Annotated in this window: 12 protein-coding genes; 7 read left to right on the top strand and 5 right to left on the bottom strand. The window is 58.5% G+C overall.

Translation table 11 applies throughout. The features are described 5' to 3' along the window. Nucleotides 1-29 precede the first annotated feature (29 nt). A complete protein-coding gene (locus ACVWYZ_RS04510; RefSeq protein WP_457443068.1) occupies nucleotides 30-1,913 on the bottom strand; it encodes a DNA-directed RNA polymerase subunit gamma in 1,884 nt (627 codons plus the stop codon). 114 nt (nucleotides 1,914-2,027) lie between these two features. Then, the gene (gene rpoB, locus ACVWYZ_RS04505; RefSeq protein ID WP_457466293.1) at nucleotides 2,028-5,447 is read right to left on the bottom strand and encodes a DNA-directed RNA polymerase subunit beta; all 3,420 of its coding nucleotides are present in this window, start codon (nucleotides 5,445-5,447) and stop codon (nucleotides 2,028-2,030) included. Nucleotides 5,448-6,034: 587 nt separating this feature from the next. Between rpoB and ACVWYZ_RS04500 the strand changes: the two genes are divergently transcribed. Then, the gene (locus ACVWYZ_RS04500; protein WP_457466335.1) at nucleotides 6,035-6,748 is read left to right on the top strand and encodes a biliverdin-producing heme oxygenase; all 714 of its coding nucleotides are present in this window, start codon (nucleotides 6,035-6,037) and stop codon (nucleotides 6,746-6,748) included. A gap of 84 nt (nucleotides 6,749-6,832) precedes the next feature. On the opposite strand, the gene ACVWYZ_RS04495 is transcribed toward ACVWYZ_RS04500, so the two are convergent. After that, nucleotides 6,833-7,363, bottom strand: a complete 531-nt coding sequence (locus tag ACVWYZ_RS04495; protein WP_414332400.1) for a pentapeptide repeat-containing protein — start codon at nucleotides 7,361-7,363, stop codon at nucleotides 6,833-6,835. 160 nt (nucleotides 7,364-7,523) lie between these two features. On the opposite strand from ACVWYZ_RS04495, the gene pyrR reads away from it, so the two are divergent. The 3 genes from pyrR to ACVWYZ_RS04480 all read left to right on the top strand — a co-directional run bounded on the left by pyrR (nucleotide 7,524) and on the right by ACVWYZ_RS04480 (nucleotide 9,744). Beyond that, nucleotides 7,524-8,072 carry a bifunctional pyr operon transcriptional regulator/uracil phosphoribosyltransferase PyrR gene (pyrR, locus tag ACVWYZ_RS04490; RefSeq protein ID WP_457466333.1) on the top strand — a complete coding sequence of 183 codons (549 nt, stop codon included), beginning with the start codon at nucleotides 7,524-7,526 and terminating at the stop codon, nucleotides 8,070-8,072. A gap of 51 nt (nucleotides 8,073-8,123) precedes the next feature. After that, nucleotides 8,124-9,095: a putative 2-dehydropantoate 2-reductase gene (locus ACVWYZ_RS04485; protein WP_414380512.1), complete on the top strand. Its 972-nt coding sequence runs from the start codon at nucleotides 8,124-8,126 to the stop codon at nucleotides 9,093-9,095. 79 nt (nucleotides 9,096-9,174) lie between these two features. Next, nucleotides 9,175-9,744 (top strand): metal-binding protein, encoded by a 570-nt coding sequence (locus tag ACVWYZ_RS04480; RefSeq protein ID WP_457466290.1) that lies wholly within the window; start codon nucleotides 9,175-9,177, stop codon nucleotides 9,742-9,744. 1,170 nt (nucleotides 9,745-10,914) lie between these two features. Here ACVWYZ_RS04480 and ACVWYZ_RS04475 read toward each other — a convergent pair. Continuing rightward, nucleotides 10,915-11,670 carry an ankyrin repeat domain-containing protein gene (locus ACVWYZ_RS04475; RefSeq protein WP_457466289.1) on the bottom strand — a complete coding sequence of 252 codons (756 nt, stop codon included), beginning with the start codon at nucleotides 11,668-11,670 and terminating at the stop codon, nucleotides 10,915-10,917. 241 nt (nucleotides 11,671-11,911) lie between these two features. On the opposite strand from ACVWYZ_RS04475, the gene ACVWYZ_RS04470 reads away from it, so the two are divergent. Next, on the top strand, nucleotides 11,912-12,520 hold the full coding sequence (locus ACVWYZ_RS04470) for a DnaJ domain-containing protein (protein ID WP_457466287.1): 609 nt from the start codon (nucleotides 11,912-11,914) through the stop codon (nucleotides 12,518-12,520). On the opposite strand, the gene ACVWYZ_RS04465 is transcribed toward ACVWYZ_RS04470, so the two are convergent. Beyond that, a complete protein-coding gene (locus tag ACVWYZ_RS04465) occupies nucleotides 12,517-13,929 on the bottom strand; it encodes a 2-succinylbenzoate--CoA ligase (RefSeq protein WP_457466285.1) in 1,413 nt (470 codons plus the stop codon). The genes ACVWYZ_RS04470 and ACVWYZ_RS04465 overlap by 4 nt on opposite strands. A gap of 145 nt (nucleotides 13,930-14,074) precedes the next feature. On the opposite strand from ACVWYZ_RS04465, the gene petG reads away from it, so the two are divergent. Together petG and ACVWYZ_RS04455 are read left to right on the top strand one after the other, a co-directional pair. After that, the gene (gene petG, locus ACVWYZ_RS04460; protein WP_011433989.1) at nucleotides 14,075-14,188 is read left to right on the top strand and encodes a cytochrome b6-f complex subunit V; all 114 of its coding nucleotides are present in this window, start codon (nucleotides 14,075-14,077) and stop codon (nucleotides 14,186-14,188) included. Nucleotides 14,189-14,251: 63 nt separating this feature from the next. Then, nucleotides 14,252-15,880, top strand: a complete 1,629-nt coding sequence (locus ACVWYZ_RS04455) for a bifunctional pantoate--beta-alanine ligase/(d)CMP kinase (protein WP_414406819.1) — start codon at nucleotides 14,252-14,254, stop codon at nucleotides 15,878-15,880. The last annotated feature ends 93 nt before the right edge of the window (nucleotides 15,881-15,973 follow it).

Raw genomic sequence — 15,973 nt, 5'->3', positions numbered from 1 at the left:
GAGAAGAGCCGTCCTACGGCAGAGGGTAACTACGCAGACAAAATATCCTGCACGGTCTTGTTAAAAATGATCCGGCCCGGCGTGGTGCGAATGTACTGGCTGATCACGTTGCCGTCTTGATCCTCGCGGATACGGCGGTAGTTGGTGATCTTGAGGCGAATGCCGCCCGGTTCTTCGATGATTTGCGGCTCGGACTCTTTTTCGCCCTTGCCCAACTCCATCGGGCCGTGGTAGCGCACCCAGACCTTGCTGTGCAGGCCAATGGCACCGCGGTCGTAGGCGATGAGAGCATCTTCCAAGCTGGCAAAGAAACGATCGCCAATATCTGGCGCGTGGGGGTTGTCCGCCGTCAGGTAGTAGCACCCCAACACCATATCTTGGCTGGGGGTGATGATGGGAGCGCCGGTGGCCGGGGAGAGGATGTTGTTGGTGGCCAGCATCAGCAGGCGAGCTTCCGCCTGAGCTTCCAGAGAAAGGGGCACATGCACAGCCATCTGGTCGCCGTCGAAGTCAGCATTGAAGGCGGGGCAAACCAGAGGGTGAAGTTGAATCGCCCTTCCCTCCACCAGGATTGGCTCAAAAGCTTGGATCCCCAGGCGGTGCAGGGTGGGGGCACGGTTGAGCAAGACGGGGTGGCCGTCGATCACCTCTTCCAGCACATCCCAAATCTGTGGGTCATTGCTCTGGATCAGCTTTTTGGCGGCCTTGATGTTGTTGACAATGCCCCGCTTGATCAATTTGTGGATGACAAAGGGCTGGAACAGCTCGATGGCCATCTCTTTGGGCAGGCCACACTGGTGCATGCGCAGGTTGGGCCCCACCACGATCACCGAACGTCCGGAGTAGTCCACCCGTTTGCCCAACAGGTTTTGCCGGAAGCGCCCCTGTTTGCCCTCGATGATGTCGGAGAGGGACTTGAGGGGACGGTTGTTGGCCCCCGCCACCACGCGCCCCCGCCGACCGTTGTCGATCAGCGCGTCCACCGCCTCCTGGAGCATGCGCTTTTCGTTGCGCACAATGATCTCCGGCGCCATGATCTCCTGCAGCCGGGCCAGACGGTTGTTGCGGTTGATCACACGACGGTAGAGATCGTTGAGGTCGCTGGTGGCAAAGCGGCCCCCATCCAACTGCACCATGGGACGCAAATCCGGCGGGATCACCGGCAGCACCCGCAACACCATCCACTCCGGACGGGATCCGGTGGCAATGAAGTTGTCGATTACCCGCAGCCGCTTGATCAGGCGTGCCCGCTTTTGGCCGCGAGCAGTGGTGATCTCCTCCCGCAGTTGCTCCGCCTCTTTTTCCAGGTCGATATCCTTGAGCAGGCGCTCGATGGCCTCCGCCCCGATCATCGCCCAGTTCTCCGGCAGTTGCAGTTCGGATCCCTCCTCGTACATCTGATCTTCGATCTCGAGGAATTGATCCTCCGTCAACAGTTGCTTGTAAGAGAGATTCTGGGCATTGCCCGGATCCACCACTACGTAGGCGTTGAAGTATACCACCTGCTCCACATCCCGCAGCGGCATATCCAACAGCGTGGCAATGTGGCTGGGGATCCCTTTCAAATACCAAACGTGGGTGACCGGAGCGGCCAACTTGATGTAGCCCATGCGGTGGCGGCGCACCCGCGACTCGGTCACCTCCACCCCACAGCGCTCGCAGACGATCCCCCGATGCCGTACTCGCTTGTACTTACCGCAGTGGCATTCCCAGTCTTTGGCCGGCCCAAAGATGCGCTCACAGAAAAGACCATCCATCTCCGGCTTGAGGGTGCGGTAATTGATGGTCTCGGGCTTGGTGACTTCCCCCACCACTTGACCATTCGGCAGGGTGCGCTGGCCCCACTCCATGATCCGCTCTGGAGAAGCCAAGCCGATTTTGACATAGTCAAAGCGTTGCTCTGTTTTGGCCATCGCCGTTTTCCTCCTGCTTGCTGAACCCAAAGGAGAGGGAAGCCCCACCCTCCTTCGTGGGTTGAAGGGGATCCCCGTCACGTTCGCGTCAGGGGTGGGGAGCGCTCTCAACCCTCAAAAGTCCTCTTCCTCCTCCTCGTCCTCATCTTCCTCAAGGCTGCGGCTGGCATTCGCGTCAGCGGTGCGGAGCACTCTGGTAAAGGCGGGTGATGGCGAGAGATCCTCAGCCGTAACCGATTCATAGGTGGGTCGAGAGGGAGTGTGACGGTTGGAAGTATCGGCCATCAGATCCACTTCCACATCGTGGGTTTGCCCTTCGCTGTCCACCTCCACCTTGTGTACAGACACATCTAGGCAGAGGGACTGCAACTCCCGTACCAGCACCTTGAAGGACTCCGGCGTGCCGGGTCGAGGGATCGGCTTGCCCTTGACAATGGCGTTGAGAGCCTCGTTGCGCCCCACCATGTCGTCGGACTTGACGGTGAGCAACTCCTGCAGGATGTAGGCTGCCCCAAACGCCTCCAAAGCCCACACCTCCATTTCCCCAAAGCGCTGGCCGCCCTGCTGCGCCTTGCCCCCCAGCGGTTGCTGGGTCACCAAAGAATAGGGGCCGGTGGAGCGGGCATGGATCTTGTCATCCACCAAGTGCACCAGCTTCAGCATGTAGGCGCGGCCCACCGTAACGGGCTGGTCGAAGGGCTCCCCGGTGCGACCATCAAACACCTGGATTTTGCCGCAGTACCTGCCTTCCGGGTTAAAAATCCAGTCCTTGCCGGTCTTCTCTCGGGCTTCCCTCAGCTTGGCCTCCACCGTCAGACGGGAGGCTTCCAAACCGTGCATCTCATCAAAGGGCATCAGCTTGAAGCGCACTCCCAGATGCTCTGCTGCCCAGCCCAGCAGGCACTCGTACACTTGGCCCACGTTCATGCGAGAGGGCACCCCCAAGGGGTTGAGCACCACATCCACCGGTGTGCCGTCCGCCAGGTAGGGCATGTCCTCAATCGGCAAGATGCGGGAGATGATACCCTTGTTGCCGTGACGGCCCGCGATCTTGTCCCCCACCTGGATTTTGCGCTTGAGGGCGATGTAGACCCGCACCACCATGTTGGCGCCCGGAGGCAGCTCATCCCCCTGTTCGCGGGTAAAGATGCGCACATCTACCACCCGACCGCGCTCGCCGTTGGGCACCCGCAGCGAGTTGTCCCGCACATCCCGAGCCTTTTCCCCGAAAATGGCCCGCAATAGCCGCTCTTCTGGGGGCTGATCCGACTCCCCTTTGGGGGTGACTTTGCCCACCAAAATGTCGCCGGCCTCCACCCAAGCCCCAATGCGCACAATGCCGTTTTCATCCAGGTCGCGCAGGGCATCTTCCCCCACGTTGGGGATCTCGCGGGTGATCTCCTCAGGGCCTAGCTTGGTTTGCCGGGCCTCGATCTCGTGCTTCTCGATGTGTACCGAGGTGAAGACATCGTCGTAGACCAGCCGCTCGCTGATCAAGATGGCATCTTCGTAGTTGTAGCCCTCCCAGGGCATATAAGCCACCAACACGTTTTGGCCCAAAGCCAACTCGCCCCCTTCGGTAGCCGGGCCATCCGCCAGCACCTGGCCAGCCACCACCCGATCCCCCGTATAGACAAGGGGACGCTGGTTGAGGCAGGTGTCTTGGTTGGAGCGCTGGTATTTCTGCAGGCGATAGACAATTGGATCCCCGCCGTCGTCTGGCCGCACCACGATTTCGTCGGCGGAAACGTAGGTCACCACGCCATTGGTGCGCGACACCACCACCATGCCGGAGTCCCGTGCCGCCTGGGCTTCCAGGCCAGTGCCCACATAGGGCCGATCCGGCTTGAGCAGGGGTACCGCCTGCCGCTGCATGTTGGCTCCCATCAAGGCGCGGTTGGCGTCGTCGTGCTCCAGGAAGGGGATCAAGGAGGTGGCCACAGAGATAACCTGCACCGGTGCCACCTGGACGTAGTGGACTTCTGTGGGGTGAGCGGTGGTGAACTCTTGGCGGTAGCGCACCGGCACCAAGTCGGCAGTGATGCGGCCCTCGGCATCCACCGGCACATCCCCAGGGGCTACGCGGTACTCGTCCTCTTCATCGGCAGTGAGGTAGACCATGCCCAGATCTTTGCGCACCACGCCGTTCTCGACCCGGTAATAGGGGCTTTCGATAAAGCCGTACTGGTTGACGCGGGCGTGGGTGGCCAGGGATCCAATCAACCCGGCGTTGGGGCCTTCTGGAGTTTCGATGGGGCAGATGCGGCCGTAGTGGCTGGGGTGGATATCCCGCACCGCAAAGCCGGCCCGTTCCCGACTTAGGCCGCCGGGGCCCAGGGCAGATAACCGGCGCTTGTGGGTCAGCTCCGCCAGGGGATTGGTCTGATCCATGAACTGGGAGAGCTGGCTGGAGCCGAAGAACTCCTTAATGGCCGCCACCAAGGGTTTGGGGTTGACCAAAGAGGCCGGGGTGAGGTTTTCCGACTCGGAGACCGTCATCCGTTCTCGGATGATCCGCTCCAGGCGATTCAGGCCCACCCGCACCTGGTTTTGCAGCAGCTCGCCCACGGAGCGCACGCGGCGGTTGCCCAGGTGGTCGATGTCGTCCACATGGCCGATGTCGTACTCCAAATTGATCAGGTAGTCGATGACGGCCAAAATGTCGGTGACGGTAAGCACCCGCACACTTTCGGCTACGTTCAAATTTAACTTTTTGTTCAGCTTGTAGCGCCCTACCCGGCCCAAATCGTAGCGTTTGGGGTCGAAGAAGCGGGATTCCAGCAACTGCTGGCCACCCGATACGGTGGGGGGTTCCCCGGGCCGCAACTTGCGGTACAGCTCCATTAGGGCTTCTTCTTCGGTGTAGGGCCCCTCTTTCTCCATGGTTTTCTGGAAGAATTCGGGGTGGCGCAGGTTGTCGTAAATCTCGGAGTCGCTCAGGCCCAAGGCTTTCAGCAGAACTGCCGCCGAGAGCTTGCGGGTTTTGTCGATGCGCACCCACACCAGGCCGTTTTTGTCGGTCTCGAACTTCAGCCAGGCACCGCGGTTGGGGATGAGGCTGGCGCTGTAGGTGCGACGCCCGCTTTTGTCCAGCTCCGATTTGTAATAGACGCCGGGGCTGCGCACAATTTGGTTGACGATCACCCGCTCGGCGCCGTTGATGATGAAGGTGCCCCGATCCGTCATCAAGGGCAGTTCGCCGATGAAGACGTCCATGTCTTTGATCTCGCCGGTCTCTTTGTTGATCAGGCGAGTGGGCACCCGGATCTGCGCTTGATAGGTGGCATCCCGCCGCTTGGCCTCCTCGGGGTCGTAGCGGGGGCGGTTGATCTTGTACCCTTTGGAGGGATCCCCAGGGCGATATTCAGGCAGGAAGTGCAGCTCCAGCTTACCGGTGTAATCGACGATGGGGGAAAAGCTGAGAAGCTCCTCTTCAAACCCTTCTCGCAAAAACCACAAGAAACTCTCCCGCTGAATCTCCACCAGGTCAGGAAAGGTAGGAGCGACAGGGGATGGCACTGCTAATTGTGTCATGCGTTGCTCGGGAGGGGTCGCGCTGCAGTCAGGCCTTCCATTATAGAAACCCCGCCAACGATCGTCAACGAACGTTACAAAGGTCGAGGGGCTGTCCGGATCCCTTGAGGGCTCACTTGGAAAATCTCGGCAAAACCGCTGGGGATCCCCTTTTGGCTGCCGGAGCAGGGGCGGTTTCCGCCATGCCTTAAGGATTGTTCACATCCATTCACACTCAAGCAGATTATTCTAATCTTTAACCGTTTTTGCGGATCATCCGCTGCTCCAGCTCGGATTTCCGGTCAACCTTGGAGATCGGAGGGGTGGCTCTGACAGGCTCAGCCGGTCGACAGAGTGGACTTGGCGCCGGTTTGCGTCGCTTTTGAGATGCACGCTGTTGATGCAGGCTGTGGCGGAGCCATCAACAACAATCATGAGAAGGGGTTAGGAATGGGTTTACAAAGCTTCTCAGGCTGGGGGAACCTCGGGATGGCTTGCGGGTGATCTGCGGGTGATCTAATGAAGCACAGTTTGTTGGCGAGGAGGGTTTTGTGAGTCAAAGCCACAACAATCAGAATAAGAATGATTTGAGTAACCGGGACAACAGCCTGTCGGCCCAGTTGCGAGAGGGCACCAAGCAGTCCCACACCATGGCCGAGAACATGGCCTTTATCAAGTGTTTCCTGAAGGGAGTGGTGGATAAGCGAGCCTACAGCCGCTACGTGGGCAATTTCTACTTTGTCTACAGTGCTTTGGAAGAAGGCTTTGCCCAACTGCGAGAGCACCCCCTGGTGGGCCGGCTCTACTACCCAGAGCTGTGGCGCAAGGCCAGCCTGGAGAAGGACTTGAATTATTTTATCGGCCCCAACTGGCGCTCTTTGGTCAAGCCCTCCCCTGCCTGCCAGGTCTATGTCAACCGCATTCGGGAAGTGGTGGAAAAAGATCCGCTTCTGCTGATCGCCCACGCCTACACCCGCTACATCGGCGACCTGTCGGGCGGTCAAATCCTCAAAAACATCGCCCGCCGGGCCATGGGCTTGCCGCCAGGGGAAGGAACAGCTTTTTACGATTTCGAGCAGATCCCCCACGAGGGCAAGTTCAAGCAGCGCTACCGTGCCCAGATGGATGCATTGGGGCTGGATCAAGCCACCATCGACCGCATTGTGGCAGAGGCCAATTATGCCTTCAAGCTGAACATGGACTTGTTTAGGGAGTTGGAGGGGAATTGGCTGTTGTCGATGGCCCGCTTGGCCTGGAATTCGCTGCTCAGCCAGTTTCAACGCAAGCCCGCCCGTTCTGAGGCAGCCGCTCCCAGCTCCTAAAATCCGGATTCCAGAGGGCAGTGAGGCGATGGGTTCTGCTGCCTATCTCCCTTCTCCCTCTGGGAGAAGAGCCGGGGGTGAGGATCAGTCACATTCAAGAGTGTCGCGGGTGGCCCGACCGGTTACAGGGTTAACGCCGGTGGCCCGTTCGCAAAGGATGGAGAGGGCGTCTTGCCGTATCAACGCATTGGTGAAATCCGCCCCATCAATTTGGATCCCTTCGACTCGGGCCAGCCACATCATGCTGTCCTGCAGTTGCGCTTCTCGCAGATCCGCACCCTGTAGGTTGGCCATGTCCAAAGTGGCCCCGCGCAAGTCGGCTCCGCGCAAGTTGGCTTTGCTGAGATTGGCCCCGAACAGGTTCGCCCCTGCCGCCTTCACATGGCTGAGATCGCTTTGGCGCAGGTTGGCCTTGAGAAACTTCCAGCCGCTCAGGTCTTGCCCTGCAAAGCTCACCCCCTGTAGATCTCGTTTGGTGTAGTCTTCGGCGTGGGCCGGGGATCCCAGCAGGGTAACCCCCAGGCAGAGTATCAGCCCGCAAAGCACCATCCCCCGCAGGAAACGGCTCAGCCAAGACCGCCTTGCCAGAACCGAAGCCAGCCAAGCAACAGACATCGTGGATCCCTCCCTCAAGGAAACCTCCATGGCTTGGGAATTGCTTCTGGTTTTATCTTACCGGATAGGGATCCCGCCGGCAGGTTGGGCTATCTTAAAGTCTTCTACTAAAGTCTTCTACAGACCAGATCCGCAATTGACGGGGGGGCGACAGGGATCCATGTCCGAGATCGAGGTCTTCGATGCGGAGCAGTTGGCTGGGCTGATCGAGAGTCTGGCAGCGGCGATCGGCAGGGATCACCCCCACCCCCAAAAGTTGACGTTGATCGGCATTCGCACCCGGGGAGTCCCCTTGGCCTACCGCCTGCGGGATCGGATTGCCACTCTACTGGGGATCCCGCCCCAAGTAGGGGAGCTGGACATCACTTTTTTCCGCGACGATTTGAGTGCCGGTGGGTTGCGCACCCCAGATCGCAGCGAAATGCCGCGTGACCTAACCGGCCAAGAGGTGGTGCTGGTAGATGATGTGATCTTTCGCGGTCGCACCGTCCGGGCGGCTTTGGAGGCCCTAAACCACTTTGGGCGACCGGAACGGGTGCGATTGGCGGTGTTGATTGACCGGGGTCACCGACAGTTTCCCATCCAGCCCGATTACTGCGGTTGTCAGCTTTCTACAGAACCGGAGCAAACGGTGAGAGTCCATCTGCGGGAAACCGATGCGGAAGAGCGGGTGCTGTTGATAGACAAAACGGCAAAGATCAAGTCCTGAGCCGGTGCTGGGGTGCGGTATTTTGGGGATGACCTGCTAAAACTTGCCGCCATGCCTCGGTTGCCGGAAACTCGCCGTTACGCTGTTTTGGGTACGGGTGCTTTGGGAGGATTTTATGGGGCGAAATTGCAACAGGCGGGCTTTGCGGTGCATTTTCTGCTGCACAGCGACTATGAGCATGTTTGCCAAAACGGCCTGTGGGTGCAGTCCTGCTGGGGGGATTTTCATTTGCCCCAGGTGAATGCCTACGCAGCCGTGGAGGACATGCCGGCTTGCGAAGGCGTGATCGTGGCTTTGAAAGCCACCCAAAATGCGCTTCTGCCGCACTTGATCCCGCCTGTGTTGGCCGAGAATGGCGTGGTGATCTTGTTGCAAAACGGGCTGGGGGTGGAACCCGAGATTGCCGATTGCGTTGGCCCAGAGCGGGTCATGGGGGGCCTCTGCTTCATCAGCTCCAATAAGGTTGGCCCCGGCCACATTCACCATCTGGATTACGGTTCGGTGCTGCTGGCAGAGTACGGCCCTGGCTATGCCCCCCAAGGGATCACGCCCCGCCTTCAACAAGTTCAAGCCGATTTTCAACGGGCAGGGATCCCGACTTCGCTCTCACCAGATTTGATGTTGGCCCGCTGGCAGAAACTGGTCTGGAATATTCCCTTCAACGGCCTCTCGGTGGTGTTCAATGCCGATACTCAGCAAATGATTCGAGACCCTGAGGCCCGTGCTTTGGCGGAAACGCTGATGCAGGAGGTGATACAGGGAGCTGCAGCTTGTGATCGCCTGCTTCCCGACTCCCTGATCCAAGAAATGCTCACCAATACCGAGAAAATGGCCCCCTACCGCACCAGCATGAAAATCGACTATGAGCGCAAACGTCCTCTGGAACTGCAGGTGATCTTCGGCAACCCACTGCAGTACGCTCGACAAGCTGGGATCCATCTGCCACGGGTTGAAATGCTCTACCGACAGTTGCAGGTGTTGGATCGCCTGAATCGAGGGATCCCTGGGGAGCAGCAGGCTTAAGTTTTTCAAGATCCGGCGGAGCGATCCCAGGGCTGGAGCAGGCTTTCTCCTTTGCTTGCGGGTAGACTGAGCCGCAGTCGTGTACTGTTGCTCTGGCTTTATGCCGCTGGGATCCACCCACGATCGCATCACCCTCTGGACAGCCCCCGGCATCACCTTAGCCGCCGGTTTGCTGGGGAACAGCACCACGGTTGCTCTGGCCGTGGGATCGGCCTATCTATTCAGCGGCCTGATGTTTTCTGGAGATCTGGACACCTGTTCTCGACAGTATCAACGCTGGCTGTTCTTGCGTTGGATTTGGCTGCCCTACCGCAGGTGGATACGGCATCGCTCCTTTTGGTCTCATGGGCCCATCGTGGGCACTGCCGTGCGGGTGCTGTACTTGAGCCTATGGGCAGGAGGAGTTGGCCTGCTGGGGGCTTGGCTGGGATCCCAGTTGGGCTGGTGGATGTGGCAACCCTGGGTGTGGCGCAGCGATCTCTGGCAATTGCTGCAAGTTCACGCCGAGATGCTGTTTTGGATTGGGATGGGGTTGGAACTGGGATCGGTGAACCACAGCCTGAGCGACTGGACGATCTCCCACTGGAAACGCTGGCGCAAACGCCGTCAGGCTCGATCTCCCGCCAGGCGACTCAGCTATCGTCGCTAGGGATCCATTGGGCCAAAAGCTGATTCTTGCCTGCCCCGGCATTTGAATGGCGGTGAGATTGCCTACTGTTCCGCAACGCGTAGTCATTTATCTCACCGTCAAGGTGAAACAAACGACCGGTTGCTTCCTGCTAAGGCCTCCGGCCCGCTACGCGAGCAGTTGAAATAGAGGGTAATAAGAACCACGACTGCTATCAGCCCCTCACCCCCCCTTGAACCTGTGCTGTGCCCACAACTCCGCGACCTATCCTCTCAAGAGGGCTGAAACTGCAAATCTTGGCCAATTACCCTTTAGCCCAGGTACTCTGCTTGTGGCCATTTCGATTCAAACTGGGACACTGCACCCATACCTAAAGCCTTGAATACAGGGAATCAGAAGGCTCTCCTCAGTAGCCCAAGCGTCTCACCCTAACTTGAAACGACTACTTGAAGCAGTTTTGTCAAGAACATTTCTTCTTGCGTTGGCTAGGTATTGCGATTCAATCTCAATAAAGCTATGCTGTTACTCGGTTGAGTGGTGGAGTTGTATCCATCAGTCTTCCTCTCTTGTCTTGGATGCGGCAGGGATCCTGCGCTGGCGGAACTGGCCATCCTGCGTTCAGCGGGGATCCCTTTTTCTCCTCTCCAAGGCTAAGCAAGGTTCTGTGCTAATGAGAGTCAGAATCAGTTGATAGAGAGATTTTTTGCTTGCTCATGTCAATCTGTGGAGGTGGCAGTGTAAAGGAGCAACAGCGGCTGAGGGTTATGGCTTTGGAAGGGGGCAATCTGGCTTCGGGAACCGGAAGACAAGACCGAATACAAAGATTGCTGCTCTAGTTTCCTTTGCAAACTTGTCAGAAGCTAAGGAAAAAGACCAACCTTTTGGGACAAACTGTCTGTCCTATGTCTTGTTTTGTCGTTCAAAAATTTATGTTGGGCTCAAGAGAAACTCTAGAAAAAAGTTGAATCAGATGGAAGAATCAGTTAGAATCTAGCTGGCGTTAACGCTAACCGCGACGAAGAGACTGGAGGGAGGAAAGCCTAACAGCCTCTCTCCTTTTTTCTGTAGGGGTTACCCTCACTCTCAAACCCCATCTCATGAGAAGGGAGGAAGACCAAATACCCTATGACTTGAAATAGCAGCATTTTCATTAACTTTTGTTTTACTCTCTATGCCAAACTTGATACTAAGCTAAAGAGTTGCTCCTCGATCTTGTAACCATTGAGCAGCCAGCCTGTGTTGGCGTTTTTGTGCATAGGCCAAGGGGGTATGCCCATCTTCATTGCGAGGGTTTAGTTCGGCTCCATTTTCCAGCAAAAGCTCCAGGATTTGGATATGCCCTTCCCAAGCAGCCCAGTGCATCGGTGTTGCGCCAAATCGGTTGCGTGCATTCACATTGGCCCCGTACAAGAGCAGAAAGCGAGCGATGCCCAAATCCCCTCGGGTGGCGGCTTCATGCAGAGGGGTTCGGCCTGTTTCGTCAGTGGCATCCACCGGCGCTCCCTTGGATAGTAGGCGGGCCAGAATGCTTTTTCGACCGGTAGCTGTGGCCCAGTGGAGAACACGACCGGTGTTGGCTCCCTTTTGGATGAGCAGACCGATTACTTCTACCTGATCGGTTAAAGCAGCCCGCTGGAGAGGGGTATAGCCATGGTTATCTGAGAGATCGATATCGCTGCCTGCCCTCAAAAGACGATCCACCAGCTTGACCTGGCCGTCGGCAGCAGCCAAATGGAGAGGGGTGGCACCTGTGGGATCCAAGGCATTGGGAGAAGCGCCATGGGCCAAGAGCAAATCCAACAGTTCCAAATCGCCAAGGAGTGTCGCTTTATGAAGCAAAGTCATTCCCTGAGCATCGACAGCATTCACATCTTCCCCCCGCTGCAAATGGGCCAATAATTGTTTTAGATCTCGATTGGCAAGAGCTTGATGAAGCGCTTCACTCATAACAGATAGAAATAAAAAAGCCAAGTTGCAATGAAGTTGGGCAACAGGAAGGGATCCTCGATAGGCCGGAATGGAGGCTCCAAACAACTTGGGCAAAGTCTAACACTGGATCCCTGCTGCTGAGGGAATTGGGAGAACCAAGCACTTGGGGGGATCCCTTGGTCAAGCCGGGGCCGCAGCGATAGACTAGAGCTGGTTTTTGGCCAGGTCTTTTCCCGATCCCTTAGTTGCGCCACCGTTTATGGATTACTACGCGATCCTGAACCTATCTCCTGCAGCGGACATTGAAGAGATTAAACAGGCGTTTCGACGGTTGGCGCGGCAGTTTCACCCTGATGTGGCAGGGGAGGGATCCCGAGAGCGTTTCCAACAAATCCACCAAGCCTACCAAGTGCTGAGCGACCCTGAGCAGCGGCGGCGCTACGATGCACAACGTCAATCTGCACAACGTCAATCTGCACAACGTCAATCTCCACCCAGCTCTCCTGCTGCCGGCGAAAGGCGGGTGGTCATTCGCAGCATAGGCCCCTCATCGGCAGAGCAGCCCAATCCGGAAGGGCTCAAGGAGGGGATTGCCCGCGTCAAGGCAGCCTGGCGGGAGCGGAAGTTGCCCACGGCGGTGGCCCAGGCGGAGGCGCTGCTGAAACGGTTTCCCAACTCCGGCGAGGCCATCCACATCTTGGCGTTGGCCTACCAGCGCTTCGGCAACCATTTGATCCACGAGGGGCGCCATCAGCAGGCGGAAGCCTACTTGAGAAAAGCTTTGGCCACGGAGCCGCACAACCGGGAATTGGCCTTTGAAATCAAGCGAGATTTAGCCCGTCTGGGCATTCGGGAGGGATCCCGCTAACTTGCCTGCGTTGGGATCCCCAACGTCTGAGCTGCCCACTGCCGGAGTTGTTGGCGGTTGACTTTGCCCTGAGGGTTGCGCGGGATCCCCGTACACCACAGCCAGTGCTTGGGGTGCTTGAAGGGACTCAGTTGGCGGCTTAGGTGTTGCTTCAGGTGCATCTCCAGCTCTTTGGGGATTGCCGGGATCCCTGTTTTGGGGACGACCACCGCCACCACCTGCTGCCCCCATTCGGCATCCGGTAGGCCCAACACGCACACATCTTCCACCCAGCCGCTGGCTCGGATCTCCCCTTCCACTTCTGCAGCCATCACCTTTTCCCCGCCGGTTAGGATTAGGTCATCGGCTCGACCTAACCAATAGAGGGATCCCTGTCGGTCTAGATAGCCCAAATCGCCGGGGGTAAAGCCTTGCTGTTGCCCTTCGCGTAAGCGGTGCGTAGCACTTAGGTGCGGGTAGTAGCCCAGTGCCAGCGACTCTGCCTGAATGTGAATGTAGCCCACAGCATGGCTGGGCAGGGGATCCCCTTTTTCGCTGCGGATCTGGAGCGTGGCGTGGGGCAGAGGCCGACCCAGACTGTCGCTCCCTTGCCAAAAGGCTTCTGGCAGTAACGTACACACCTGGGAGGCGGTCTCGGTCATACCGTAGGTGAGGGCAAGAGGAAGGTGAAGTTGCCGGGCCTGTTGTCTCAGGCTGGGCCAGGTGGGGCCACCGCCGACCAAAATGGCCCGAAATTGGCGCAGGCTCTCCAAAACTCCCGGATGGGCGCTGAGCAACAGCCGTTGCAACTGAGTGGGCACCAGCGATAGAAAGCTCCCCGGCAAAGGGGGATCCCAAGACTCGGCCTGCTGTTGCCGTTTCCAATCCCAGACAACCCACTGCCCACCGCTCAGCCAGGATCGGACTGCCTGCATCAAGCCGCTGACGTGGTACAGGGGCAGAACGCAATAGCTGTGTACAGGCCCAACGGCAAAGTGCTGTTGGTGGGCTTTGGCCGAGGCGCTGAGGGTCAGCCAAGAGTGCAGGGCCCATTTCACTTGGCCGCCAGAGCCACCCGTGGGGATGCCGATCAGCGGCCAATGGGAGCTGGGCACAGCTTCCCGCAAATCCCGCAGGCGCAGATTCAAGGGGGCGGGATCCCCTTCCAGTCGGCCCTGGCGCCAGCACCAGCCGGATCCCATATCCGCCAAAGCCTGTCCCCATTCCCGTTCTCCCCAGTGGGGATTACCCAGGAACAGCGGGATCCCCAAGCGTTGGCAGGTCAAAACTGCCGCCCACACCTGCACTGGATGCGAGTCCGCCACCAGCAGGGGAACGGCCTTGTCTGCCAAAGGGCGCAGTTGCTCTTCCAGTTTGGACAGGCACTCCTTCAAGTCTCCGCCATCCCCGGACAAGACAATTGACCTCATGGGCTATGGGTATGCCATCTCAACGGCTTCGCGGATCCCCTGCATTGTATTCGAGGATGCCCGCTCAATTCCCTTGACAGGAAAGGGTGAGGATGGGTTTGGGCTTGGCTTATCATGATTTAGGTTTAACTGGGAGGTCTGTGCTGTGATCGAGCCAATTTTGTTGGGGATCGTGTTGGGAATGGTGGTGGTCACCTTGGCGGGCTTGTTCGTGGCAGCCTACAGGCAGTATCAACGCAGCAACAAGATCGGCCTGTAGGAGCAGCCTTTGGGGGGGTTGGAGAAAACCCATAGGGGAGAGAGAGATTGAGGTGGCATGGCAATGCACTGGCTGCGCACAGTTGCTGCTTTGCGGGAGCAGGTAGCCGATTGGCGGGGATCCACAGTTGGCTTGGTGCCCACGATGGGATCCCTGCATGAGGGCCATCTCAGCCTAATCCGCCGCTGCCGGCAAGAGTGTGACCACACGGTGGTCAGCATTTTCGTCAATCCGCTGCAATTTGGCCCCAACGAAGACTGGGATCGCTATCCCCGCGACGAAGAGGGGGATCGGGCCTTGTGCGAGGCAGCAGGTGTGGATGTGGTCTTTGCCCCTGACCCGCAAGAGATGGGAGCCGACCCCGCAACCGGAAGCGACCGCACCTGGGTCATGCCCCCCGAATCCCTTCTGCAGACCCTCTGCGCCCCCCACCGACCTGGCCACTTTCGCGGTGTAGCCACCATTGTGCTGCAACTGCTGAACCTGGTGCAGCCGCAGCGGGCCTACTTCGGCCAAAAAGACGCCCAGCAACTGGCGATCATTCAGCGTTTGGTTCGGGATCTGCAAATACCCACCACGATTGTTCCCTGCCCCACGGTGCGAGAAGCCGATGGCCTCGCCTGTAGCTCCCGCAACCGCTACCTTTCTGCTGCTGAACGACAGGTGGCTGCCGGGCTGTACCGGGCCTTGCGTCGGGGATATGACCATTGGCAGGCCGGGGATCCCTCAGCAGAAGGGATCCTTGCCGCCGCCCGTGCTGAGCTGGAGCATACCCCAGAGCTGCAACTGCAGTACCTGGAATTGGTGGATCCCCAAACGCTACAGCCGCTGCCGCGGGTGGAAGACAAGGGCCTGCTGGCCATTGCTGCCTATGTGGGGCAGACTCGCCTGATCGACAACCTGCTCCTTTCCCCAGAGCAAGGGGATCCCTCGCCGGAGAGAGTCCAGCATGCGGCACCCCCTTCTTCCGGCACGACTTCTCCCCCGCGTCGCCCGCTGATTGCCATTGACGGCCCGGCTGGAGCCGGAAAATCCACCGTGGCGCGGGCAGTGGCAGCCCAACTGCAACTGCTCTACTTGGATACCGGAGCCATGTATCGGGCCATCACTTGGCTGGCGCTGCAAAGAGGGATCCCTTTGGACGATGCCGAGCAACTGACCCAACTGGCCGCCCAAACCCAGCTCACCCTGCAAAGTGGCACCTCTTCGACAGAGCCGACCCGCATCTGGGCCGATGGCGAAGAAATTACCCAGGCCATTCGCTCTCCGGAAGTGACCCGCTGGGTCTCTCACGTGGCGGCAGTGCCGGGAGTACGCCAGGAGCTGGTGAAGCGGCAACGCAGCATTGGCCGGGATGGCGGTGCCGTCTTAGAGGGGCGGGATATCGGCACCCACGTCTTTCCTGATGCAGAGCTGAAGGTTTTCTTGACCGCTTCTGTTGGGGAGCGGGCGCAGCGTCGGCAACACCAACTCCAAGCCCAAGGGCAAATGGTGCCTCTCGAAGAATTGAAAGCGCAAATCGAGCAGCGGGATCGCCGTGATAGCGAACGGCTGATTTCTCCTTTGCGGCCTGCCCCCGATGCCATCTTGATCGACACAGATCACCTGAGCCAATCCGAGGTGCAAGACAAGATTGTCATGTTGTACCGGCAACTTTTGGAGCGATCCGGCTCCGCCCATTTCGATCAGTAGCCTTAACTCAATCAAGAACAAATCAACGGGATGAATAAGATCTTCGAGGAGCTGACTGGCTTGAGCAGCTTGGGTTTAGTCCTTCGACGCCAC

The organism is Thermostichus sp. MS-CIW-37, from assembly GCF_054060065.1.
This window is presented reverse-complemented; position numbering and strand designations above follow the sequence as displayed.

What these genes read in the sequence shown, in the direction of transcription:
- rpoB (WP_457466293.1), bottom strand. Translation starts at nt 5,447, where the DNA reads ATGACACAATTAGCAGTGCCATCCCCTGTCGCTCCTACCTTTCCTGAC.
- ACVWYZ_RS04495 (WP_414332400.1), bottom strand. Translation starts at nt 7,363, where the DNA reads ATGTCTGTTGCTTGGCTGGCTTCGGTTCTGGCAAGGCGGTCTTGGCTG.
- ACVWYZ_RS04510 (WP_457443068.1), bottom strand. Translation starts at nt 1,913, where the DNA reads ATGGCCAAAACAGAGCAACGCTTTGACTATGTCAAAATCGGCTTGGCT.
- ACVWYZ_RS04485 (WP_414380512.1), top strand. Translation starts at nt 8,124, where the DNA reads ATGCCTCGGTTGCCGGAAACTCGCCGTTACGCTGTTTTGGGTACGGGT.
- pyrR (WP_457466333.1), top strand. Translation starts at nt 7,524, where the DNA reads ATGTCCGAGATCGAGGTCTTCGATGCGGAGCAGTTGGCTGGGCTGATC.
- ACVWYZ_RS04465 (WP_457466285.1), bottom strand. Translation starts at nt 13,929, where the DNA reads ATGAGGTCAATTGTCTTGTCCGGGGATGGCGGAGACTTGAAGGAGTGC.
- ACVWYZ_RS04475 (WP_457466289.1), bottom strand. Translation starts at nt 11,670, where the DNA reads ATGAGTGAAGCGCTTCATCAAGCTCTTGCCAATCGAGATCTAAAACAA.
- ACVWYZ_RS04455 (WP_414406819.1), top strand. Translation starts at nt 14,252, where the DNA reads ATGCACTGGCTGCGCACAGTTGCTGCTTTGCGGGAGCAGGTAGCCGAT.
- ACVWYZ_RS04470 (WP_457466287.1), top strand. Translation starts at nt 11,912, where the DNA reads ATGGATTACTACGCGATCCTGAACCTATCTCCTGCAGCGGACATTGAA.